The organism is Enterococcus sp. AZ089, from assembly GCF_050547225.1.
In the GTDB taxonomy this organism is placed as follows: Bacteria; Bacillota; Bacilli; order Lactobacillales; family Enterococcaceae; genus Enterococcus_D; species Enterococcus_D entomosocium.
In genome coordinates, this window is the sequence record NZ_CP172954.1 from 3447407 (window position 1) to 3463983 (window position 16577).

Annotated in this window: 15 protein-coding genes and 1 riboswitch; of the genes, 5 read left to right on the plus strand and 10 right to left on the minus strand. The window is 46.7% G+C overall.

Going from position 1 to position 16577, the window contains the following annotated elements; translation table 11 throughout:
- Positions 1 to 8 precede the first annotated feature (8 nt).
- The 5 genes from ribB to IGJ01_RS16105 form a co-directional block, all read right to left on the minus strand.
- A complete protein-coding gene (gene ribB, locus IGJ01_RS16085; RefSeq protein ID WP_400451085.1) occupies positions 9 to 1220 on the minus strand; it encodes a 3,4-dihydroxy-2-butanone-4-phosphate synthase in 1212 nt (403 codons plus the stop codon).
- A complete protein-coding gene (locus IGJ01_RS16090) occupies positions 1198 to 1785 on the minus strand; it encodes a riboflavin synthase (RefSeq protein ID WP_301389117.1) in 588 nt (195 codons plus the stop codon). The genes ribB and IGJ01_RS16090 overlap by 23 nt, the downstream gene beginning before the upstream one ends.
- Positions 1770 to 2846, minus strand: a complete 1077-nt coding sequence (gene ribD, locus IGJ01_RS16095) for a bifunctional diaminohydroxyphosphoribosylaminopyrimidine deaminase/5-amino-6-(5-phosphoribosylamino)uracil reductase RibD (RefSeq protein ID WP_086316647.1) — start codon at positions 2844 to 2846, stop codon at positions 1770 to 1772. Before ribD ends, IGJ01_RS16090 begins: the two co-directional genes overlap by 16 nt.
- Positions 2847 to 2958: 112 nt before the next feature.
- Positions 2959 to 3097, minus strand: a riboswitch (FMN riboswitch).
- Positions 3098 to 3291: 194 nt separating this feature from the next.
- Positions 3292 to 5940 carry an HAD-IC family P-type ATPase gene (locus IGJ01_RS16100; protein ID WP_086316648.1) on the minus strand — a complete coding sequence of 883 codons (2649 nt, stop codon included), beginning with the start codon at positions 5938 to 5940 and terminating at the stop codon, positions 3292 to 3294.
- A 345-nt stretch (positions 5941 to 6285) separates the two neighbouring features.
- Complete coding sequence (locus tag IGJ01_RS16105) at positions 6286 to 6921, minus strand: NAD(P)H-binding protein (RefSeq protein ID WP_008380239.1); 636 nt, start codon at positions 6919 to 6921, stop codon at positions 6286 to 6288.
- 599 nt (positions 6922 to 7520) lie between these two features.
- Here IGJ01_RS16105 and IGJ01_RS16110 point away from each other — a divergent pair.
- The 3 genes from IGJ01_RS16110 (at position 7521) to IGJ01_RS16120 (ending at position 10596) form a co-directional block, all read left to right on the plus strand.
- A complete protein-coding gene (locus IGJ01_RS16110; protein WP_005233246.1) occupies positions 7521 to 8522 on the plus strand; it encodes a bile acid:sodium symporter family protein in 1002 nt (333 codons plus the stop codon).
- Positions 8458 to 9558: an iron-containing alcohol dehydrogenase family protein gene (locus IGJ01_RS16115; RefSeq protein ID WP_005233244.1), complete on the plus strand. Its 1101-nt coding sequence runs from the start codon at positions 8458 to 8460 to the stop codon at positions 9556 to 9558. Before IGJ01_RS16110 ends, IGJ01_RS16115 begins: the two co-directional genes overlap by 65 nt.
- Before the next feature lie 288 nt (positions 9559 to 9846).
- On the plus strand, positions 9847 to 10596 hold the full coding sequence (locus IGJ01_RS16120) for a SagB/ThcOx family dehydrogenase (RefSeq protein WP_086298800.1): 750 nt from the start codon (positions 9847 to 9849) through the stop codon (positions 10594 to 10596).
- A 141-nt stretch (positions 10597 to 10737) separates the two neighbouring features.
- Here IGJ01_RS16120 and IGJ01_RS16125 read toward each other — a convergent pair whose 3' ends face one another.
- On the minus strand, positions 10738 to 11175 hold the full coding sequence (locus tag IGJ01_RS16125; RefSeq protein ID WP_086298802.1) for a MerR family transcriptional regulator: 438 nt from the start codon (positions 11173 to 11175) through the stop codon (positions 10738 to 10740).
- A 165-nt stretch (positions 11176 to 11340) separates the two neighbouring features.
- Here IGJ01_RS16125 and IGJ01_RS16130 point away from each other — a divergent pair, with 165 nt between their 5' ends.
- Positions 11341 to 12081, plus strand: coding sequence for an SDR family oxidoreductase (locus IGJ01_RS16130; protein WP_008380252.1), 741 nt, complete (start codon positions 11341 to 11343; stop codon positions 12079 to 12081).
- Positions 12082 to 12444: 363 nt separating this feature from the next.
- The gene (locus IGJ01_RS16135; RefSeq protein WP_008380254.1) at positions 12445 to 12651 is read left to right on the plus strand and encodes a hypothetical protein; all 207 of its coding nucleotides are present in this window, start codon (positions 12445 to 12447) and stop codon (positions 12649 to 12651) included.
- Between the two features lie 70 nt (positions 12652 to 12721).
- On the opposite strand, the gene IGJ01_RS16140 is transcribed toward IGJ01_RS16135, so the two are convergent.
- The 4 genes from IGJ01_RS16140 to IGJ01_RS16155 form a co-directional block, all read right to left on the minus strand.
- A complete protein-coding gene (locus IGJ01_RS16140; RefSeq protein WP_086316650.1) occupies positions 12722 to 14038 on the minus strand; it encodes an MATE family efflux transporter in 1317 nt (438 codons plus the stop codon).
- A gap of 331 nt (positions 14039 to 14369) precedes the next feature.
- Complete coding sequence (locus IGJ01_RS16145) at positions 14370 to 14630, minus strand: metal-sensitive transcriptional regulator (protein WP_005230585.1); 261 nt, start codon at positions 14628 to 14630, stop codon at positions 14370 to 14372.
- Complete coding sequence (locus IGJ01_RS16150) at positions 14627 to 14926, minus strand: rhodanese-like domain-containing protein (protein ID WP_086316652.1); 300 nt, start codon at positions 14924 to 14926, stop codon at positions 14627 to 14629. The genes IGJ01_RS16145 and IGJ01_RS16150 overlap by 4 nt, the downstream gene beginning before the upstream one ends.
- Complete coding sequence (locus tag IGJ01_RS16155) at positions 14919 to 16577, minus strand: FAD-dependent oxidoreductase (protein ID WP_086316653.1); 1659 nt, start codon at positions 16575 to 16577, stop codon at positions 14919 to 14921. Before IGJ01_RS16155 ends, IGJ01_RS16150 begins: the two co-directional genes overlap by 8 nt.

Sequence of the window (16577 nt, forward strand, 5' to 3'; positions counted from 1 at the left end):
TTGGTTGATTAAATAGATAGGTAATGGTGAAACTTTTCTTTCTTCGTTTTCAAATAGCTGCTGTTTTCTTTATGCACAGGCATCTCCAGCGGTACCCGTGCTACTACCTTGATCCCTAAGCTTTCTAATTCCTTCACCTTGTCAGGGTTGTTGGTCATCAGTTGAATCTCCTGCACTTCTAAGGAACGTAAAACATCGGCAGCAAACGTGTAATGACGGGCATCTGCTGCAAACCCTAATGCAATATTTGCTTCATACGTATCCATGCCTTGTTCCTGCAGCTGGTAGGCACGGAGCTTGTTCCGCAAGCCAATACCGCGGCCTTCTTGGCGTAGATACAAAATCGCACCACGGCCTTTTGCCTCGATCTGCCGCATCGCTTCTTGCAGCTGTTCGCCACAATCACAGCGATGAGAGCCGAAGACGTCGCCTGTTAAACACTCTGAATGGATCCGTAGTAACAGCGGCTCGGTAGTATGTTGAATCTCGCCTTTGGCTAGTAAAAGGTGTTCATTGCCGAATTCATCTTCAAATAAGGTCAATTGGAACGCCCCATAAGCCGTTGGCAGATCCACCGTGATAGGTGCAGTTCCTCGTAGATATTCCGCCAACTCATCAATGGTCAAAAACGGCAGCTGCCATTTTTCTGCTAATTTTTTCAATTCTGGGACCCGAGCCATCGTGCCATCTTCATTTAAAATCTCACAAATGTAGGCTGCTTCCACGCTGCCAGCAAGCTTTGCTAAATCCACAGCCGCTTCTGTATGTCCTCTGCGTTCCAACACGCCGCCAGGTTGAGCGGTCAATGGGAAGATATGGCCAGGGCGATAAAAATCCGCAGCCTGTGACGCAGGATCAGCCAACTTTTCAATCGTCACTGCCCGGTCTTTCGCAGAAATTCCTGTACTCGTCGTCACGTGATCGACACTGATGGTAAACGCGGTGCCAAAGGCATCCGTATTATTGGCGGTCATCTCAGGCAATGCCAGCTTTTCAGCGATCGCTTGTGAGATGGGTGCACAGATCAAGCCGCGGCCATAAGTCGCCATAAAATTGACAGATTCTGGCGTTGCGTATTCAGCGATCCCAATCAAATCTCCTTCTGATTCCCGATTTTCATCGTCGGCGACAATCACTAAGCCGCCCTTTTTTAACCATTCCACTGCTTGTTCTACTTTATGCATCGTCTGCCTTCTTTCATTTTCGTTGGTATTTGACATATTTCCCGATCATATCCGTCTCGATATTGACCCACTCCCCTTGTTTCAACTGCCCCAGCGTCGTCTGGTCTTTGGAATGGGGGATCAAGCTAACGGAAAATGCCTGTGCCGTCGTCTGGGTAACCGTCAAACTGACGCCATTGATCGCAATCGACCCTTGCGGAATGATTTCCCCTTGCACACTGACAGGATAAGCAAACGTCAAGATCAAGGCATTTTCCAACTGCTTTTTCTGGATCAAACGGGTCGTTACATCAATGTGGCCAGCGACAAAGTGGCCTTCAAAGCGCTGCGTTGCTGCCATCGCTCGCTCCAAATTGACTTCGGCACCTACCGAGAGTTGTTTAAAGGTCGTTCGTTGAAAGGTTTCCGGCATGATATCCACCGTAAACGTCGTCGTTTGTTTGGCGATCGCCGTCAAACACGTACCATTGATCGCCATACTGTCTCCAATCTGGTAATCCGCCAGCAAGCCTTCCGACGCACTGCAGGTTAGCTGGATCGTGCGGCTTTGCTTGCGGATCTCTTTGATGCGGCCTTTTTCCTGAATCAATCCTGTGAACATTCCTCTTGTCTCCTTCCTCGGATGCAAACATCTTCCCCAACTGCTGTCACCGTCACCTCTGTTAGCTGCTGCAGCTGTTTCGGGGTACGTTCACTAGTAAAACTTGCGAGACTATTGCCCCCAAGAAACTTTGGCGCCACATAGGTAATGCTTTCTTGCCACAGTCCGCTGGCTAAAAAGGCATCATGGATCGCAGCGCCTCCCTCCACGTAAAGCGATTGGACCTGTCGTGTGGCAAGCTCCTTCAACAATGCAGCGATCGTCAACTCTTCCAGCTGGATCACTGAGACATGCGCTGGCAAATCACTGACAGCTGCCTGCTGCGTAAAAATCCACACAGGTGCCGAATCGTCGGCAAACAGTGCCAATTGGGGTTGCGACAGCGTTCGTCCCCGACGGTCTACCACGATGCGAATCGGCGGAAAGCTGGTTTCAATCGTGGTCAATAAGGTGGGATCATCTGTCAACACCGTCTGACTGCCCACTAAGATCCCTTGGTAGTCCCCACGTTCTTGATGAACGTTTTGCCAAACCGCTGAACCAGTGATCGCATTGCGGGTCTGCGCATCATGAGCGATCCGACCATCTAAAGTGATCGCTTGCTTCAATGCCACGTAAGGTAGCTGATGCTGATGGTAAAAATTATAGTGTGGATTCAAACGGCGCACTTCTGTTTCTTCGATACCCACCAACACTTCGATGCCCTGATTTTCTAAAAAGCGCTTGCCTTGTCCAGCCACGATCGGGTTAGGGTCTAACTGGCCGACGACTACTTTTTTGATGCCGCTGTCGATGATCAGCTGGGTGCAAGGCGGCTGTTTTCCTTGATGGTTGCAAGGTTCTAACGTCACGTATAAAGTCGAATTGATTAGGTCTTCGGAGGAATGGCATTGTTCGATGGCGTTTCGTTCCGCATGGGGCTGCCCATAGACTAAGTGAGCCCCTTTGGCAATGACCCGTTGCTCTTTGACGATCACAGCGCCCACTAGCGGATTGGTAAAGGTTTGGTAACGCCCTTTTTTGGCTTCTGCGATCGCCAAACGCATGTATTCGTTATGCATCTTCCTTCCTCCTTTCAATAAAAAAATGCCTCGTGAGAATCTCACGAGGCATAGACAAACAAGACCGGCAAAAAATCAATTTTAGACGCACTGCGCCCCTTGAAATTTTGTGGTTTTTCTTCTCCCATCCAGACTTTCACTGTCGGTGCCAGATTCACACTGGCTCCACCGCATAGCTATGCGGGTCACGGACTTCAAGCATTGTACTTGTCACCGTCGGTCGGGAATTACACCCTGCCCCGAAGAATACTATTCAATTCATGTGCATTTTAGCCCGACCATTTTTGTTTGTCAATAGGCCTGATTACAAGCCAATAGGAATTCCTCTTGGCTTTTTCTTTTGGCAATCCCAAAGAAGCGACAGCAGAAATCCCTTGTCGTTCCGCCATTTTCCTAAGCTGCAGCAAGGCGATTTTGCCTGTAAAAAAATACGAGAAAACCTAGGTTAAATATTTTTTCTCGAACGAAGCCATTTATCGAACTCCGTCACGAGTAAGACGACCATCCCAGAAGCTGCTGAGATGACCCAGCCGATCAAGGACATGTCCTCCGTATGAAAGGCGCTTTGCATAAATGGAACATAGGTCAATAACAGTTGCAGAACCAGCATTACACCAATGATCACGAACGCTTTTGGATTGGTGAAGGAAGCTTTAGAAAACGCTGGTGCACTGGTACGGATGTTGAACAAATAGAAAATCTTACTCAAGACCACGATATTGACCATCATGGTACTGGCAACGGCTTCGCTGACGCCTTGCAGCAAGAGCCAGTCATGAGCGATCAAACTGATGACTGCCATCAAGATCGACACATACGCCATCTGCCAAATATCGTGACGATTCAACAATTTATTGCCTGTCTTTCGCGGCTTGCGGCTCATGATCCCAGACTCTGCTGGTTCAAAGATAAACGCAAACTGGATCGTAATAGCAGAAACCATGTTGATCCACAGCAGTTGTGTCGCCTGCAGCGGCAATTCTTTTTGCATCATGATCGTAAAGGCAATGATCAGCCCTTCGGCAAAAGATGTCGGCAACAGAAACAGAATGCTCTTTTTGATGTTGTCATAGATCCTGCGTCCTTCGCGAATCGCTAAGGACATGGTACCGAAATTGTCATCGGTCAAGATCATATCAGCAGAATCTTTGGCTACATCCGTGCCGCTGATCCCCATCGCTACACCGATATCCGCCCGCTTCAACGCCGGGGCATCGTTAACGCCGTCCCCTGTCATCGCCGTGACTTTGCCTTTGGCTTGTAGCGCTTTGATAATGTCCAATTTATTTTTCGGCGTGGTTCGTGCAAAGACTTGATTCGTCAAGGCAGCATCTTGAAATTCAGCTTCACTCATCTGATCCAACTCGGCACCTGTCACGACGTGAATCTCATCCGCTAAGCCAAGCTTTTCCCCAATCGCTTTGGCGGTCAGAGGGTGATCCCCAGTAATCATTTTCACTTGAACACCGGCTTGGTTCATTTCCTTCAGGGAGGCAATCACTTCTTCTCGCGGCGGATCGATGATCCCGGCGATCCCTAGTAATTGTAGCCCTTGCTCAAAAATCGTTTCATCAATGTGATCAATCGAAACTTTCTGATAGCCCACCGCTACCACTCGTTTGCCTTCTGCCGACAAGCGGCGAACATGACCTGTCCAATAGGCTTCATTAGAAGGTGCCGCTTGTTTTTGCACCATTTCAAACAATTTATCTGGGGAGCCTTTAACAAATAGCAAGCGTTCCCCCGCAGGGTTTGCCACTAGTTTCGCCATGTAGCGGTTGTCCGAATCAAAGGGCAGCATATCCAGCTCTTGGTAAGCAGGTGCTTGCGGATAGGCAAATTGCTTATGATACAGCGTCAAAAAGGAGCCGTCTGTTGGTTCCCCATTGATCGTCCAGTGATTTCCTTCTGGCACCAATACCGTATCGTTGGCTTCGTAGCCAGCTTCCAAAAACAACTGCAAGATGTCTTGCGTGCGAACGTCCTCCTGCTTTGGACGAATCACGCCCACCGGCGCATAGCCGTCACCCGTCACTTCATATTCCTGCTCAGCCAATACGATGTCTTTGACCGTCATTTCATTTTTGGTCAGGGTACCGGTCTTATCCGTCGCGATCACATCCACTGAGCCTAGCGTTTCAACCGCCGGCAGTGTTTTGATGATGGTGTGCTTGTTTTTTGCCATGTCGCTGACACCCATCGCCAAAACCACCGATGTCGTTGCTGGCAATCCTTCTGGGATCGAGCCGACGATCATGGTGACGACGGCTAAGGACAAGACAGAGATCGCGTAGGTTTGCTGGAACAAACTGACGATAAACAGCAAGACCGCCACGCCCATGATCACATAGGTGATGCCTTTCCCCAGCCCATCGATTTCTTTCATCAACGGCGTTTTTCGTTCTTCCGTTTGATTGACTTCTGTGGAGATTTTCCCGATCTCAGTCGTGGCGCCGGTAGCGATCACGATTCCTTTCCCGCTTCCTGACGTCACGGAAGTCGAAGCAAACGCCAAATTCCGTTGTTCTGCTAATGGGGTTGCTTCATCCACTAAGGCATCTGTTATTTTTTCCACCGAATCGGCTTCACCAGTCAAGGCGGATTCTTGGATACGCAAGTTGTCGGCTTCGATGATCCGCAGATCCGCAGGCACATTGTCACCGGCTTCTAAGAATACAACATCCCCCGGAACGACTTCGGCAGCTGGAATGTCTTGCCGAATCCCATTCCGATAGACCGTGGCTTCTGCTGATAGCATCTCTTTGATCCGCTCTAACGCATCGGAAGCATTTGCTTCTTGGTAATAACCGATCAACGCATTGACCAGTACGACGATGCCAATGATCACGGCATCAGAGAAATGCCCCATCAGCAGCGTTAAGATGGCGGAGAAAATCAAAATGTAGATGATCGTGTTATGGAATTGCCGCAGCAGCAACCGCCACTTGGCGGTTTTTTTAATCGCTAATTGGTTCAATCCGTAGGTTTCTAACCGCTCGGTTACTTGCGCCTCAGTCAATCCCTGATCGATAGAGGGCACCTGATACTGTTCGATTGTTTCTGACACTGATAATTGAAACTCTTTTTTATTCATTTATTCTTCTTCCTTTTCTTTTTTCATTGATGGATAACGCAAATAAGCCCCTTATTTAGAAACTACTCCTAAATAACGCGCTGTTGTTGGTCTCCTATTCAATTAAAAAGTAAGGCAAGTCAAAATAGTGTTTCTGCTCACCGTCACTCGAGTCGCTTGACATTCGTTTACCACCCCCTCTAAAGTTAGCAATAAGCGTAACAAACTATTTTTCCAAAGTCAAGAGTCATCGCTTTCATAGCAATGAAGGGGCATCTCAAAGTTTTACGAAAAAAAAGCCGCACGACAACGATTCGCTGCCGTGCAGTTCCTTCAGTACATTCTCTTCAAGCCCAAAGGCACGCCTTAAAGCTGATCCAGTGCCTCGCTGATCGGTGTTTCTCCTGCTTGGACTTTGATGACTTTTTGATAAGTTGCTGGACGTTCCAGCATTTCACCTAACAAGACGGCGACATCCTCGATCGGGATCGCACCAGAGGTCGTTTCACTGATCTCGATCAAACTAGATCCTGGTGTTTCTTTCAACGCACCCGGCTGCAAAATCGTATAGTCTAGTGCGGTATTGTCGATCAGCCAGCGATCAGAGAAAAATTTGGCGATCGTGTAATCCATCAATGACGCCATGCCTTCCCTTTGCCACTGTTCAGGTTCTAAGGCATAGGCTGAGCTAAGGTGGATGTAGCGCTTGATTCCTTTTGATTCAGCGGCTTGCATCACTTTGACCGCACCATACAGATCAGATTGCAGCAAGTCTTTGCCTCGGGAACCCGCCACGAAGTATACCGCTTCCGCATCTGCGAATTTGGCCGCCATCTCTTCCGGTTCCGTGTGTAAATCAAAGAACACGGGCTTGATATTCTCCGTTTCTGTGATTTTCTCACTGCTGCGCGCACCAGCATAAACGATGTGTCCTTGTTTTTCTAGAAAGGCGATCAATTTTTGGCCCACCCGTCCGGTAGCACCAACGACAAAAATCTTCATTTTCTTTACTCCTCTCGACTCTTTTTCCAACTCTTGCTAGTATCATCGTAGGACAAAAACCTAGATCCAACAACTATTCTGTTTCTAAACGAAGGAGAAAAAGGCACAGCACAAACCAATTCTTGCTATTTTTCCCCATAGAAACCCATGTTTTTAAAAAAACACCCAAAAAAATGAAAAAAATTTTCTCAAACGATTGACAAAGCCTTGACTCTTTTGTAGACTAGGTAGAAATAATTTAAATATTTAGAAAATTCCAAATAAAGAAAAGGACGGTGGCGTATATGACCCGCACCAATGTTAGCAAACGAATTATTTTATTATTATAGCCGGGACTGTTTGATTTATACATTCAAAGAGTCCCTATTCACATTGCATCCAAAAAGAAGATCAACTTCTTGAGATGGAGTGTTTTTTTATACCCATTTTCAAGGAAGCGGCCTTTTGCAGGCTGACACATTGATGTCAGATAGATCCGAAAACGCTCGTTGAACAACTGCTGCCGATTCCCCACGGTTATGCACTGCACTTATTCTAAAGACCCCTTCTGTTTGAACACTTGATTGGTCATGCAGAAAAAGGAAGGATGATTTTTTCTTATGAAAACCGTCAACACGATCGCTGCTTTTGTAAACAAGTATTTGATCTATATCATGATTTTATTGATGATCGTCTCTTATTTTTTCCCGCAACCCTTCTTATGGATTCCGCCTCGTACAACGATTCTTCTGAGCATCATCATGTTTTGTATGGGGATGACTTTAAACGTTGCTGCTTTTAAAATGGTCGTCTTACAGCCTAAAGCATTCATCTTAGGAGTGCTTTTCCAGTTCACCATCAGTCCTTTGGTTGCTTACGGCTTAGCGCAGCTGTTTGGTCTTTCTTCCGGTTTGATCATCGGGTTTGTCCTACTAGGTTGCGTTTCTGGTGGAACCGCCAGCAATGTCATGACCTTTATCGGCAAAGGCGATGTCGCCCTCACCGTTTCCATGACCACGGTATCGACCTTGTTAGCGACCGTCGTTACCCCCTTTTTGGTTTACATCTTGGCTGGTCAGTATACTGAGATCTCCTTCTGGGAAATGCTCTTGTCTGTATTGCAGATGGTGCTTTTGCCGATCATTTTAGGGGTGATCGTCCACAAACTCATTGCCAAGCACATCGAGCGATTTCTGCAATCATTTGTGTTGATTTCTTCCGTTAGTATCTTATTGATCGTTGCCGGAACTGTCGCTCGCAACGGTGCCGTCATCGTCCAATCTGGCTTGATCGTGATTTTCTTAGTCTTGCTCCATAACTTGATCGGCTACGGTGCAGGCTATGGTCTGAGCCGTGTGATGGGCGTCAGTGCCACCCAAGCCAAATCCATCATGTTTCAATTAGGAATGAAAAATACCGGCCTAGCGATCTCGTTAGCCAATGCCCACTTTGCCGCCATTGCTGCAGCCGTTACCCCTGCCGCAGTCGGCATGGTGATCCATCAAATTACCGGACCAATTTTAGCCAATCTCGTGGCCAAGAAAGAAGGAAAACAGTATGAGTCAAAGTATCTTTTTGCCAAACTACACAATCGGGGCGGACGCCTACGAAAAAGTAAATGAGATCGTAAAACCATACGGCACCAATGCCGTGATCATCGGCGGAAAAACCGCCCTTGAAAAAGCCGAAGACAAGATCAAAGCCGGTTTAACGTCAGCAGTCAAAGTGACGGATACCTTGTGGTACGGCGGCAACTCGACCTATGAAAACGTCGATCAGCTGTTAGCCAATCCAAGCGTCCAAGCCGCCGATGTTCTATTCGCCGTTGGCGGCGGCCGCGTTTGCGATACCGTCAAAGTGGTTGGAGAAAAAGCAGGCAAACCAGTCTTCACCTTTCCAACGATCGGCTCCAACTGCTCACCAGTCACCGCGGTCTGTGTCATCTATAAAGAAAACGGCGAGATGCAAGGGCTGTTTTTCCCTTCGCAACCACCGACCCATGCCTTTATCGACAGTGAGATCATCGCCCAGGCCCCCGACAAGTACTTATGGGCAGGAATCGGCGATGCCCTCTCCAAAGAGATCGAATCGACGTTTTCAGCGCGGGGCGATGAGTTAGACTACACCGATGGGTTAGGCATCCAAATCGGCAAAATGTGCACGGAACGCTTATTGCAATACGGCACACAAGCCTTGAAAGACAGTGCCGCCAATCAGCCATCTTATGCCATTGAGCAAGTCGTCTTGGATATCATCGTGACTACCGGCTTAGTTTCCGTCTTAGTCATCAATGATTACAACTCCGCCCTTGCCCATTCCTTTTACTACGGAACGACCGTTTTGGAAAAAATGGAAGACTATTTGCATGGTGCTTCCGTTAGTTACGGTGTTTTGGCCTTGTTGCAGCTCGATCAGCAAGAGGCCCTCTTCCAGCGCATCTACGCCTTTATGAAGGAAAACAAACTGCCGGTTTGCTTAGCAGATATGGGTCTTAACGCCACCAGCGACCTTGAGGCAATCTTAGATAAAGCAATGACCACCAATGATATCGTCCACGTGCCTTATGAGATCACGCGAGAAATGTTCAAACAAGCAATCTTAGACGTAGAAGCCTACCATGCCAAACAAAACCAAGCGTCATTGGCAGCTGCGAATTAAATGAAGCCCTCCAGCAATTCGTTGCTGGAGGGTTTTTGTATGGCCTTTTTTTCTCTTACGTTTGATTGCAGTCGGTTTGGATTTCATAAAAAATATTCATAGCAAGTTAATACGATACTACTCATTATCTAGGTCTTTAGAAAATATTAAAAAGCACAATCAGCCTATGATACGACTGAGAGACTGCTTACCTCCCTAATTATCTACTTGTGAATAAAAGCGCATGAAAAAGCAATCCTTGTTATACTTATAAATAACACGAAGTCCTTAGGAAAAGGAGGAACCCTCATGACCCGTTACCAACGATTTCGCTTTGCTCATTTAGGCGCTCTTTGGATGCTGGGCTTACTCCTCACTGGCTGCAGTGCGGATACAGCACCGATTGAAGAACAACCGACTACCAACACCGCCACTTCTTCTGAACCTGCGGTTTCCTATGAAACCTTTCCACTGCCGCAACCGATCTTAGACGGGGAAACCAGTGTGGCGGAAGCTCTCTTCGAGCGGCGCTCGCAACGAGATTTTCAAGACACTGAGCTAACACAAGAACAGCTGGCACAGCTTTTATGGGCCGCTGCCGGTGTCACTACAGAAGATGGTCGCCGGACAGCGCCTTCGGCTGGTGCCTTGTATCCCTTAGACCTCTATGTCGTGGTCACACAGGTAACGGGGCTTGAGCCAGGGCTTTATCTGTATCAACCTGAGCAACATGCCTTAGAAAAAATCCTTGCTGGTGATTTTCGGACCGCATTGGCGGAAGGTTCGTTGGATCAGCAAGCGATCCAACGGGCACCTGCCACATTGCTTTATACAGTGGTTTATGAACGACTGATTGAGCGCTATGGGGACCGAGGAATCGAACGCTATGCCTATATCGAAGTCGGTCATTCCGCCCAAAACGTCCTTTTACAAGCCCAAGCGTTAGGCTTAGGCGCTGTGCCGATCGGCGCCTTCACGGATCATGAACTCAAAGAATTATTACAACTGCCGACGGAAAATGAACCCCGCTATTTGATTCCAGTGGGGGTTATTGAGTAGCGCTACTGAATAACAGAGCCTATTTTCGTAGGATTGTCAGTCTTTCATTAGAAAACGGCAACTGGCAAGGTTGATTTTCCCAGCAAAACCAGTAGAATCGAAAAACCACCTGCAAAAACAGCAGGTGGTTTTTCGATGGACTTACAGTTTGTATGATCGGACTTCTTCTGGTATTTCTTCTAGCGGCAACTCTTTTACTACCGCCTCGGTACCTGCTGCCATCGCTGTATCGTAGTACCAGCATTTGTATTTGATCGTATTCATCGTTTCTTGCAAGGCTGCCATTTGCTTGGTGACTTCTTCCAAACGTTCATGAAACAGCTGCTGTCGTTTCTGCAAAGACGCATCGCCTTCTTCGCCCCAATCCAAGAAATTCTTGATGTCTTTGATGGGCATGCCGGTATTCTTCAAACAATCGATCACTTTGATCGTCGCTACTTCTTTTTCTGAAAACACCCGAATGCCGCCATTGCTACGGGCCATATTCGGAAACATTCCTTCTCGATCGTAGTAACGTAGTGTCGAGATGGGGATGTTAGTCGTTTTTGATACTTCACCAATCGAGTAACTCACTTGCATCGCTCCTAAAAAAAATTTTGTTTCTCCCTTGACCTAAACCTAACTTCAGGTTCTACAATAAAAATACACCGCAAGCACTGTACTGTCAATCACCCGTCATCTCGCAGGTTTGGGTTTGGCAGCAGCAGGATTCGATGAAAAAATCATTCACTGGAGGAAATACAAATGACAGAAATCAAAGAAAAAGTTATCGTAATTATGGGAGCCTCTTCGGGAATTGGGGAAGCAACCGCCGTTAAGCTAGCCGAACAAGGGGCAAAAGTAGTAATCGCAGCCCGCCGCGAAGAGCGCATTAAAGCCCTGGCTGAAAAACTAGGAGAAAATGTTTTGTATCAAACAGCCGATGTCACGAATCGCGAACAAGTCCAACAAGTCATTGATTTAGCCATGACCTCCTTTGGTCGTATTGATGTCCTTTTCAATAATGCTGGTATCATGCCTCAAGGAAACTTGGCAGAGTTGAACTATGACAGCTGGCAAAAAATGCTGGATATCAATATCATGGGGGTATTGAACGGGATCGGCGCTGTGCTGCCCATCATGCAAAAACAACAAGATGGCTTGATCATCGCCACTGACTCAGTTGCTGGACATGTCATTTACCCGGGATCTGCCGTGTACAACGGGACAAAGTTTGCAGTTCGTGCAATCATGGAAGGCTTGCGCCAAGAAGAACGTGAACATGGCATTCGCTCCACCATCGTCTCTCCGGGAATGGTCTCCACGGAATTGTTTGAAACCGTAGGTAATGCTCAACTAGAAGCAGCCTTGAAAGAAACCTCTCGCGTAGAAGGCAACAGCCTAACGCCAGAAGATGTAGCAAATGCAGTGGTTTATGCCATTCAACAGCCCAAACATGTGGCGATCAGCGAAGTCTTGCTGCGCCCAGCAAAACAAACCGTTTAAGCTATTTCTACTAGCCCGTGAAACCTGCTATCCGCCTGAGGCGATCGCAGGTTTTTTTGTCGTCAAATCCCGCCGTTCCCCTAGGAAAAATTACTTGTTTTTCTTGTAACACCCGCTTGTCCGAGTAATGTAAACCAATCGTTGCTTTATGTAAACGACTAGGTTCTGTTGCTACGGGGGAAATTTTTTTATACTTAGTACAAAGCTTCCGTATAAAACGACCAATCAGAAACGAACCTACCGTATTTCTCTTATTTATGAATAGCCGAGCATGATTGATATCCCGCCTTCAACGTTGACTTGCAAGTATTATTAGCTGTCCTCTTTTAGTACTTGCTTTTTATAAAAGAATGGAGTGAGTGTATGAATGTGAAACAGCTGCTCGTCATTGCCGAGCAACGAAGAAACATCACGAATCAGAAATTGACCTATGCAGAAAACTTCTTGGCGGCCGGCTACTCTGCTGCCGAATTGCTGGCAGACGAAACCTTTCTCGAATTAGAGCGAAGGGAAACCCAACTGATTGCAGAACGCAATGCTATCTTTTACGAAGAAGTCAGCCACAATTAATCTCCCCTGTCCAATTGTAGGCGACGAAAAAGCGAAGGATCAGCAGCACCTTCGCTTTTTTCTATCCCCCTCAAAGGCGTCCTTTGCCTTGAGGATAACGCTGCTTGATCGTCCAATAAAACAGCCCTGCAAAGAAACTGCCGAGAATCAGGAAATTCAAACCGTATAGACAGTAGAGGAAGAAAAAGTTCAGCTGCCCACTGCTCCAAAAGCCTGTGATTCCCATTAAAACCAGACTGTTGACGCATCCTGTCAACAGACAAACCATGCGACTGCACTCCAAACTTTGTAATAAGTATTTTGTGATTTCATATAACGGACTGACGAGCATTATCCCCAGCATGATTGGCAAAATAGCTGGCAACAAGTCTAAAACAGCTACATCTGTAGTAAACAACTGGAAAAAAGCAGAACGAAAGCCCCAGATCAGACTGGCGATTCCAACATAAGCCACGAAAGAAGAAGCGAAGGCACTTTTTCCCACTGCTAAAATCTTCTGACGATTTTTCTGACCATTCGCCTCACTCGCAAAGACGGTCACTGCGTTGCCATACATCAAAGCAGGCAACCGTGCGATCATCAATCCTTGGCTGCCGATCGCATAGGCGGCCAGCGTACTAACACCCAACCGTGAGACGAAAGCTTCAAAAGCAATAATAAAGACTAAGCCTTCAAAGCATTCCTGAATCATTAAGGGGATCGATTTTTTCAATAAAAAGGCGCGTTTTCGTGGTCTTTGTTTTAGCCCTCTTGCTAGACTTTCTCTTAAAAGAACCCCATAAATCCCCAGCAAGCACAAAGTCGCAAGCATATTTGCGATGCCACTGCCTAAGACCCCCATGGCGGGAAAACCGAGATTGCCGTTGATCAATAAATAGCTAAGCAACACCTGTACCAACGCACTAATGATCGAAACACCGAGGATGTAGTTCGTTTTCTTTTCAATTTTTAAAAGGCTAGTAAAAACAAACGTGACTAACGTAAGTAAAATATAGGGGGACATGATTGCAAGATACAACGTCGCAGTTCCTAGCAGCTCCCCGCTAAATCCGTAAACAAGCTGTAAAATGTCTCGTCCAAAAAGCAGGAAAATCAGCAAAAAGCTCACACCGATCGCGACTACTAGAAAAAGAACCGACGACAGATAATCATTTAACTTCGTCTCTTCTCTTTGCCCGACTGCCTTTGCGCCATAAATATTAAAAGCCAGCCCAATCGCACCTAAGATACCCGCAAAAGCATAGAGAAACCCGTCGATCAGTGCGATCGCCGCCAGCGCTTCCGTGGATCTTCTTGAAATAATCGCTAAGGAAACTTGTGCAATAATGATTTGAAACAAATTGGAAGCAATCAAAGGCAATGTAAAAGACTGTATTTTTTTGTTCAAGAAGCTCTCCTCTCTCATTCGTCATAACTGCGCAACACCCACTCGCTTATTGTGATTTTAGTCATAAGAAAAGCGATCGTTGGTCGCTATAAATACTCAACGACCCATCGGGCGTTTTGACGTTTCTCCCTCCATTTAACCATACAGCCTTCTCGGTGTATATTCCTTCGTAATAAAAAAACAAAACATCCCGACAAGCTCCGCTTATTTCCTCCATTGGTGTCGACAAGCAATCACTGATGAAGAATAAAAAGGTTCAGAAGAACATACTGCTCTTCTGAACCTTTTCTATGGGATGATAAAAAACGCGACAAACCTTTCAAAAATCCCGCTATTTCTTCACGATCAGCTGAACGGCTTGATCGATTTTCTGCTTTTGGGTTTCCGTGTCGCTGTCTGGATTTTCCAAACAATTTTTCAAATTCTCAGCGACAATGATCCCCATAATACGGTTGACGCTGGAACTAACGGCGGACAATTGCGTGATGACATCGACGCATTCTTTCTCGTCTTCGATCATTTTTTGAATCCCCCGCAACTGGCCTTCGGTTCGTTTTAACCGATTCAAAATATCTTTGTTGCATGCGGTCATCGTTTGATTTCTCCTCTCCATGCTGACATGCCGCCGAGGACATTGGTCACTTGAAACCCTTGCTGGTTCAAAAACTCAGACGCCATTTGCGAACGAGCCCCTGAATGACAGATGACATAGTAATTTTTATTCTTCTCTAAGTCGCTGGTTTGTTCCGTCAGCTCGCTCAACGGTAGGTTTTGTGCTGTTTTGATGTGTCCTTGTGCAAACTCATCAACTTCTCTGACATCAAGGATCTCAAGCGCCTCACGTTTTTCTTTTTGGGTAAATTCCTCCATAGATATGGCTTTAATCATGAATAATCATCTCCGGCTTAATAGTATTATACAACGAAAAGGCACCATCGAGGTTTTGACAATTGATGCCCGCTTGTTTTAAGATGCGTTCGGCAATGTAGCTTCTCAATCCGCTATGACACGTAACAACATACGAAACACTTGGATCCAATTCAGACAACCGATCTCTCAATTCATCTAACGGAATGTGGAGCGCCTCTTGAAAACGCCCATTATTGGCTAATTCCATCTCTGAACGAACATCCAACAACTGCTTACCGTTTTCTAAGGCCTCCGTCAATTCGTGCCATTGGATATTCTCACTGATTCCTTCTGCCAGATTGATCGCTGCATAGCCAATCATATTCACTGGATCTTTCGCTGAGCCAAAAGGCGGCGCGTAGGTGAATTCCAGTTCAGGCAAGTCAAAGATCGTTAAGCCACCTTTGATCGCTGTTGCTAAAATATCGATCCGTTTATCGACCCCTTTGGCACCGATGCCTTGCGCACCGTAGATGTTTCCAGTATCAGCATCAAAAATCAATTTCAAATAAATATCCGTCGCATCAGGATAATACCCAGCATGGTCTTTGCCTGAAAGATGAACCACCTGAGGATTTAGCCCCGCCAGTTTGGCGCTGCGCTCACTCAACCCAGTGGACGCTGCGGCAAGATCGAATACGCGCACGATCGCCGTCCCAATACTGCCTTTGTTTTTGCGAGTCAGTCCTCCCAATACATCAGCCACTTGCCGACCTTGGCGATTGGCTGGTGACGCCAAGGAGATCAGCGTGTCTTCGTTAGTGATTTGTTGTTTCACAACGATGGCATCTCCCACCGCGTAAATGTCTTTCTTGCTGGTTTGGTATTGCTCATCTACCAGGATACCCCCCCGGTGTCCTAATTGGATACCAGCACGTTTCGCCAAATCCGTTTCTGGTTGGACACCCACCGAAAGAATCGTGATGTCTGAAGCCAGAACCGTTCCATCCTCCAGAACGATTTCTTGCCCTGCTTTTTCAAAAGCGGTCGCTGACTGCGAGGTCAAAACATTGACCCCTTGCTTGATCAATTCATTTTTGACATACGCCGCCATTTCTTCATCCAAAGGTGGCAATACGTGGGGTGCTTTTTCCACGATCGTTACTTGTAGGCCTTTTTTATGTAAATTTTCAGCGACTTCTAACCCAATAAACCCAGCGCCAATGATCGTCACTTTTTGAGGCTTTTTGTCTTCAAGATGTGTCATGATTTGGTCTAAGTCAGGAACATTGCGCAAAGAAAAGGCGTTGGTTGCTTCTTCTAGCCCTTTGATCGCTGGTACTAGCGGTTTTGCCCCCGGTGATAAAATCAACGCATCATAAGATTCCGTGAAGACCTGTTCGCCATGTTTGACCGTGACCGTTTTCTCCTCCGGATCGATCGCCAGCACTTCATGAAGAGGCCGCACATCTAGGTTAAACCGTTTTTTTAACGCCTCAGGTGTTTGGACCAATAAGGCGTCTCGCTCTTCGATCTCACCAGAAATGGCATACGGCAGTCCACAATTCGCAAAAGAGACAAAAGGACCTTTTTCAAAAATAATGATCTCCGCTACTTCTTTAAGCCGACGTAAGCGCGTTGCTGCAGACATTCCTCCTGCTACCCCACCGACAATAACTATTTTTTCCAT

What these genes read in the sequence shown, in the direction of transcription:
- IGJ01_RS16155 (WP_086316653.1), bottom strand. Translation starts at nt 16,577, where the DNA reads ATGGAAAAAATAGTTATTGTCGGTGGGGTAGCAGGAGGAATGTCTGCA.
- IGJ01_RS16130 (WP_008380252.1), top strand. Translation starts at nt 11,341, where the DNA reads ATGACAGAAATCAAAGAAAAAGTTATCGTAATTATGGGAGCCTCTTCG.
- IGJ01_RS16090 (WP_301389117.1), bottom strand. Translation starts at nt 1,785, where the DNA reads ATGTTCACAGGATTGATTCAGGAAAAAGGCCGCATCAAAGAGATCCGC.
- IGJ01_RS16105 (WP_008380239.1), bottom strand. Translation starts at nt 6,921, where the DNA reads ATGAAGATTTTTGTCGTTGGTGCTACCGGACGGGTGGGCCAAAAATTG.
- IGJ01_RS16120 (WP_086298800.1), top strand. Translation starts at nt 9,847, where the DNA reads ATGACCCGTTACCAACGATTTCGCTTTGCTCATTTAGGCGCTCTTTGG.
- ribD (WP_086316647.1), bottom strand. Translation starts at nt 2,846, where the DNA reads ATGCATAACGAATACATGCGTTTGGCGATCGCAGAAGCCAAAAAAGGG.
- ribB (WP_400451085.1), bottom strand. Translation starts at nt 1,220, where the DNA reads ATGTCAAATACCAACGAAAATGAAAGAAGGCAGACGATGCATAAAGTA.
- IGJ01_RS16115 (WP_005233244.1), top strand. Translation starts at nt 8,458, where the DNA reads ATGAGTCAAAGTATCTTTTTGCCAAACTACACAATCGGGGCGGACGCC.
- IGJ01_RS16145 (WP_005230585.1), bottom strand. Translation starts at nt 14,630, where the DNA reads ATGACCGCATGCAACAAAGATATTTTGAATCGGTTAAAACGAACCGAA.
- IGJ01_RS16125 (WP_086298802.1), bottom strand. Translation starts at nt 11,175, where the DNA reads ATGCAAGTGAGTTACTCGATTGGTGAAGTATCAAAAACGACTAACATC.
- IGJ01_RS16150 (WP_086316652.1), bottom strand. Translation starts at nt 14,926, where the DNA reads ATGATTAAAGCCATATCTATGGAGGAATTTACCCAAAAAGAAAAACGT.
- IGJ01_RS16135 (WP_008380254.1), top strand. Translation starts at nt 12,445, where the DNA reads ATGAATGTGAAACAGCTGCTCGTCATTGCCGAGCAACGAAGAAACATC.
- IGJ01_RS16110 (WP_005233246.1), top strand. Translation starts at nt 7,521, where the DNA reads ATGAAAACCGTCAACACGATCGCTGCTTTTGTAAACAAGTATTTGATC.
- IGJ01_RS16100 (WP_086316648.1), bottom strand. Translation starts at nt 5,940, where the DNA reads ATGAATAAAAAAGAGTTTCAATTATCAGTGTCAGAAACAATCGAACAG.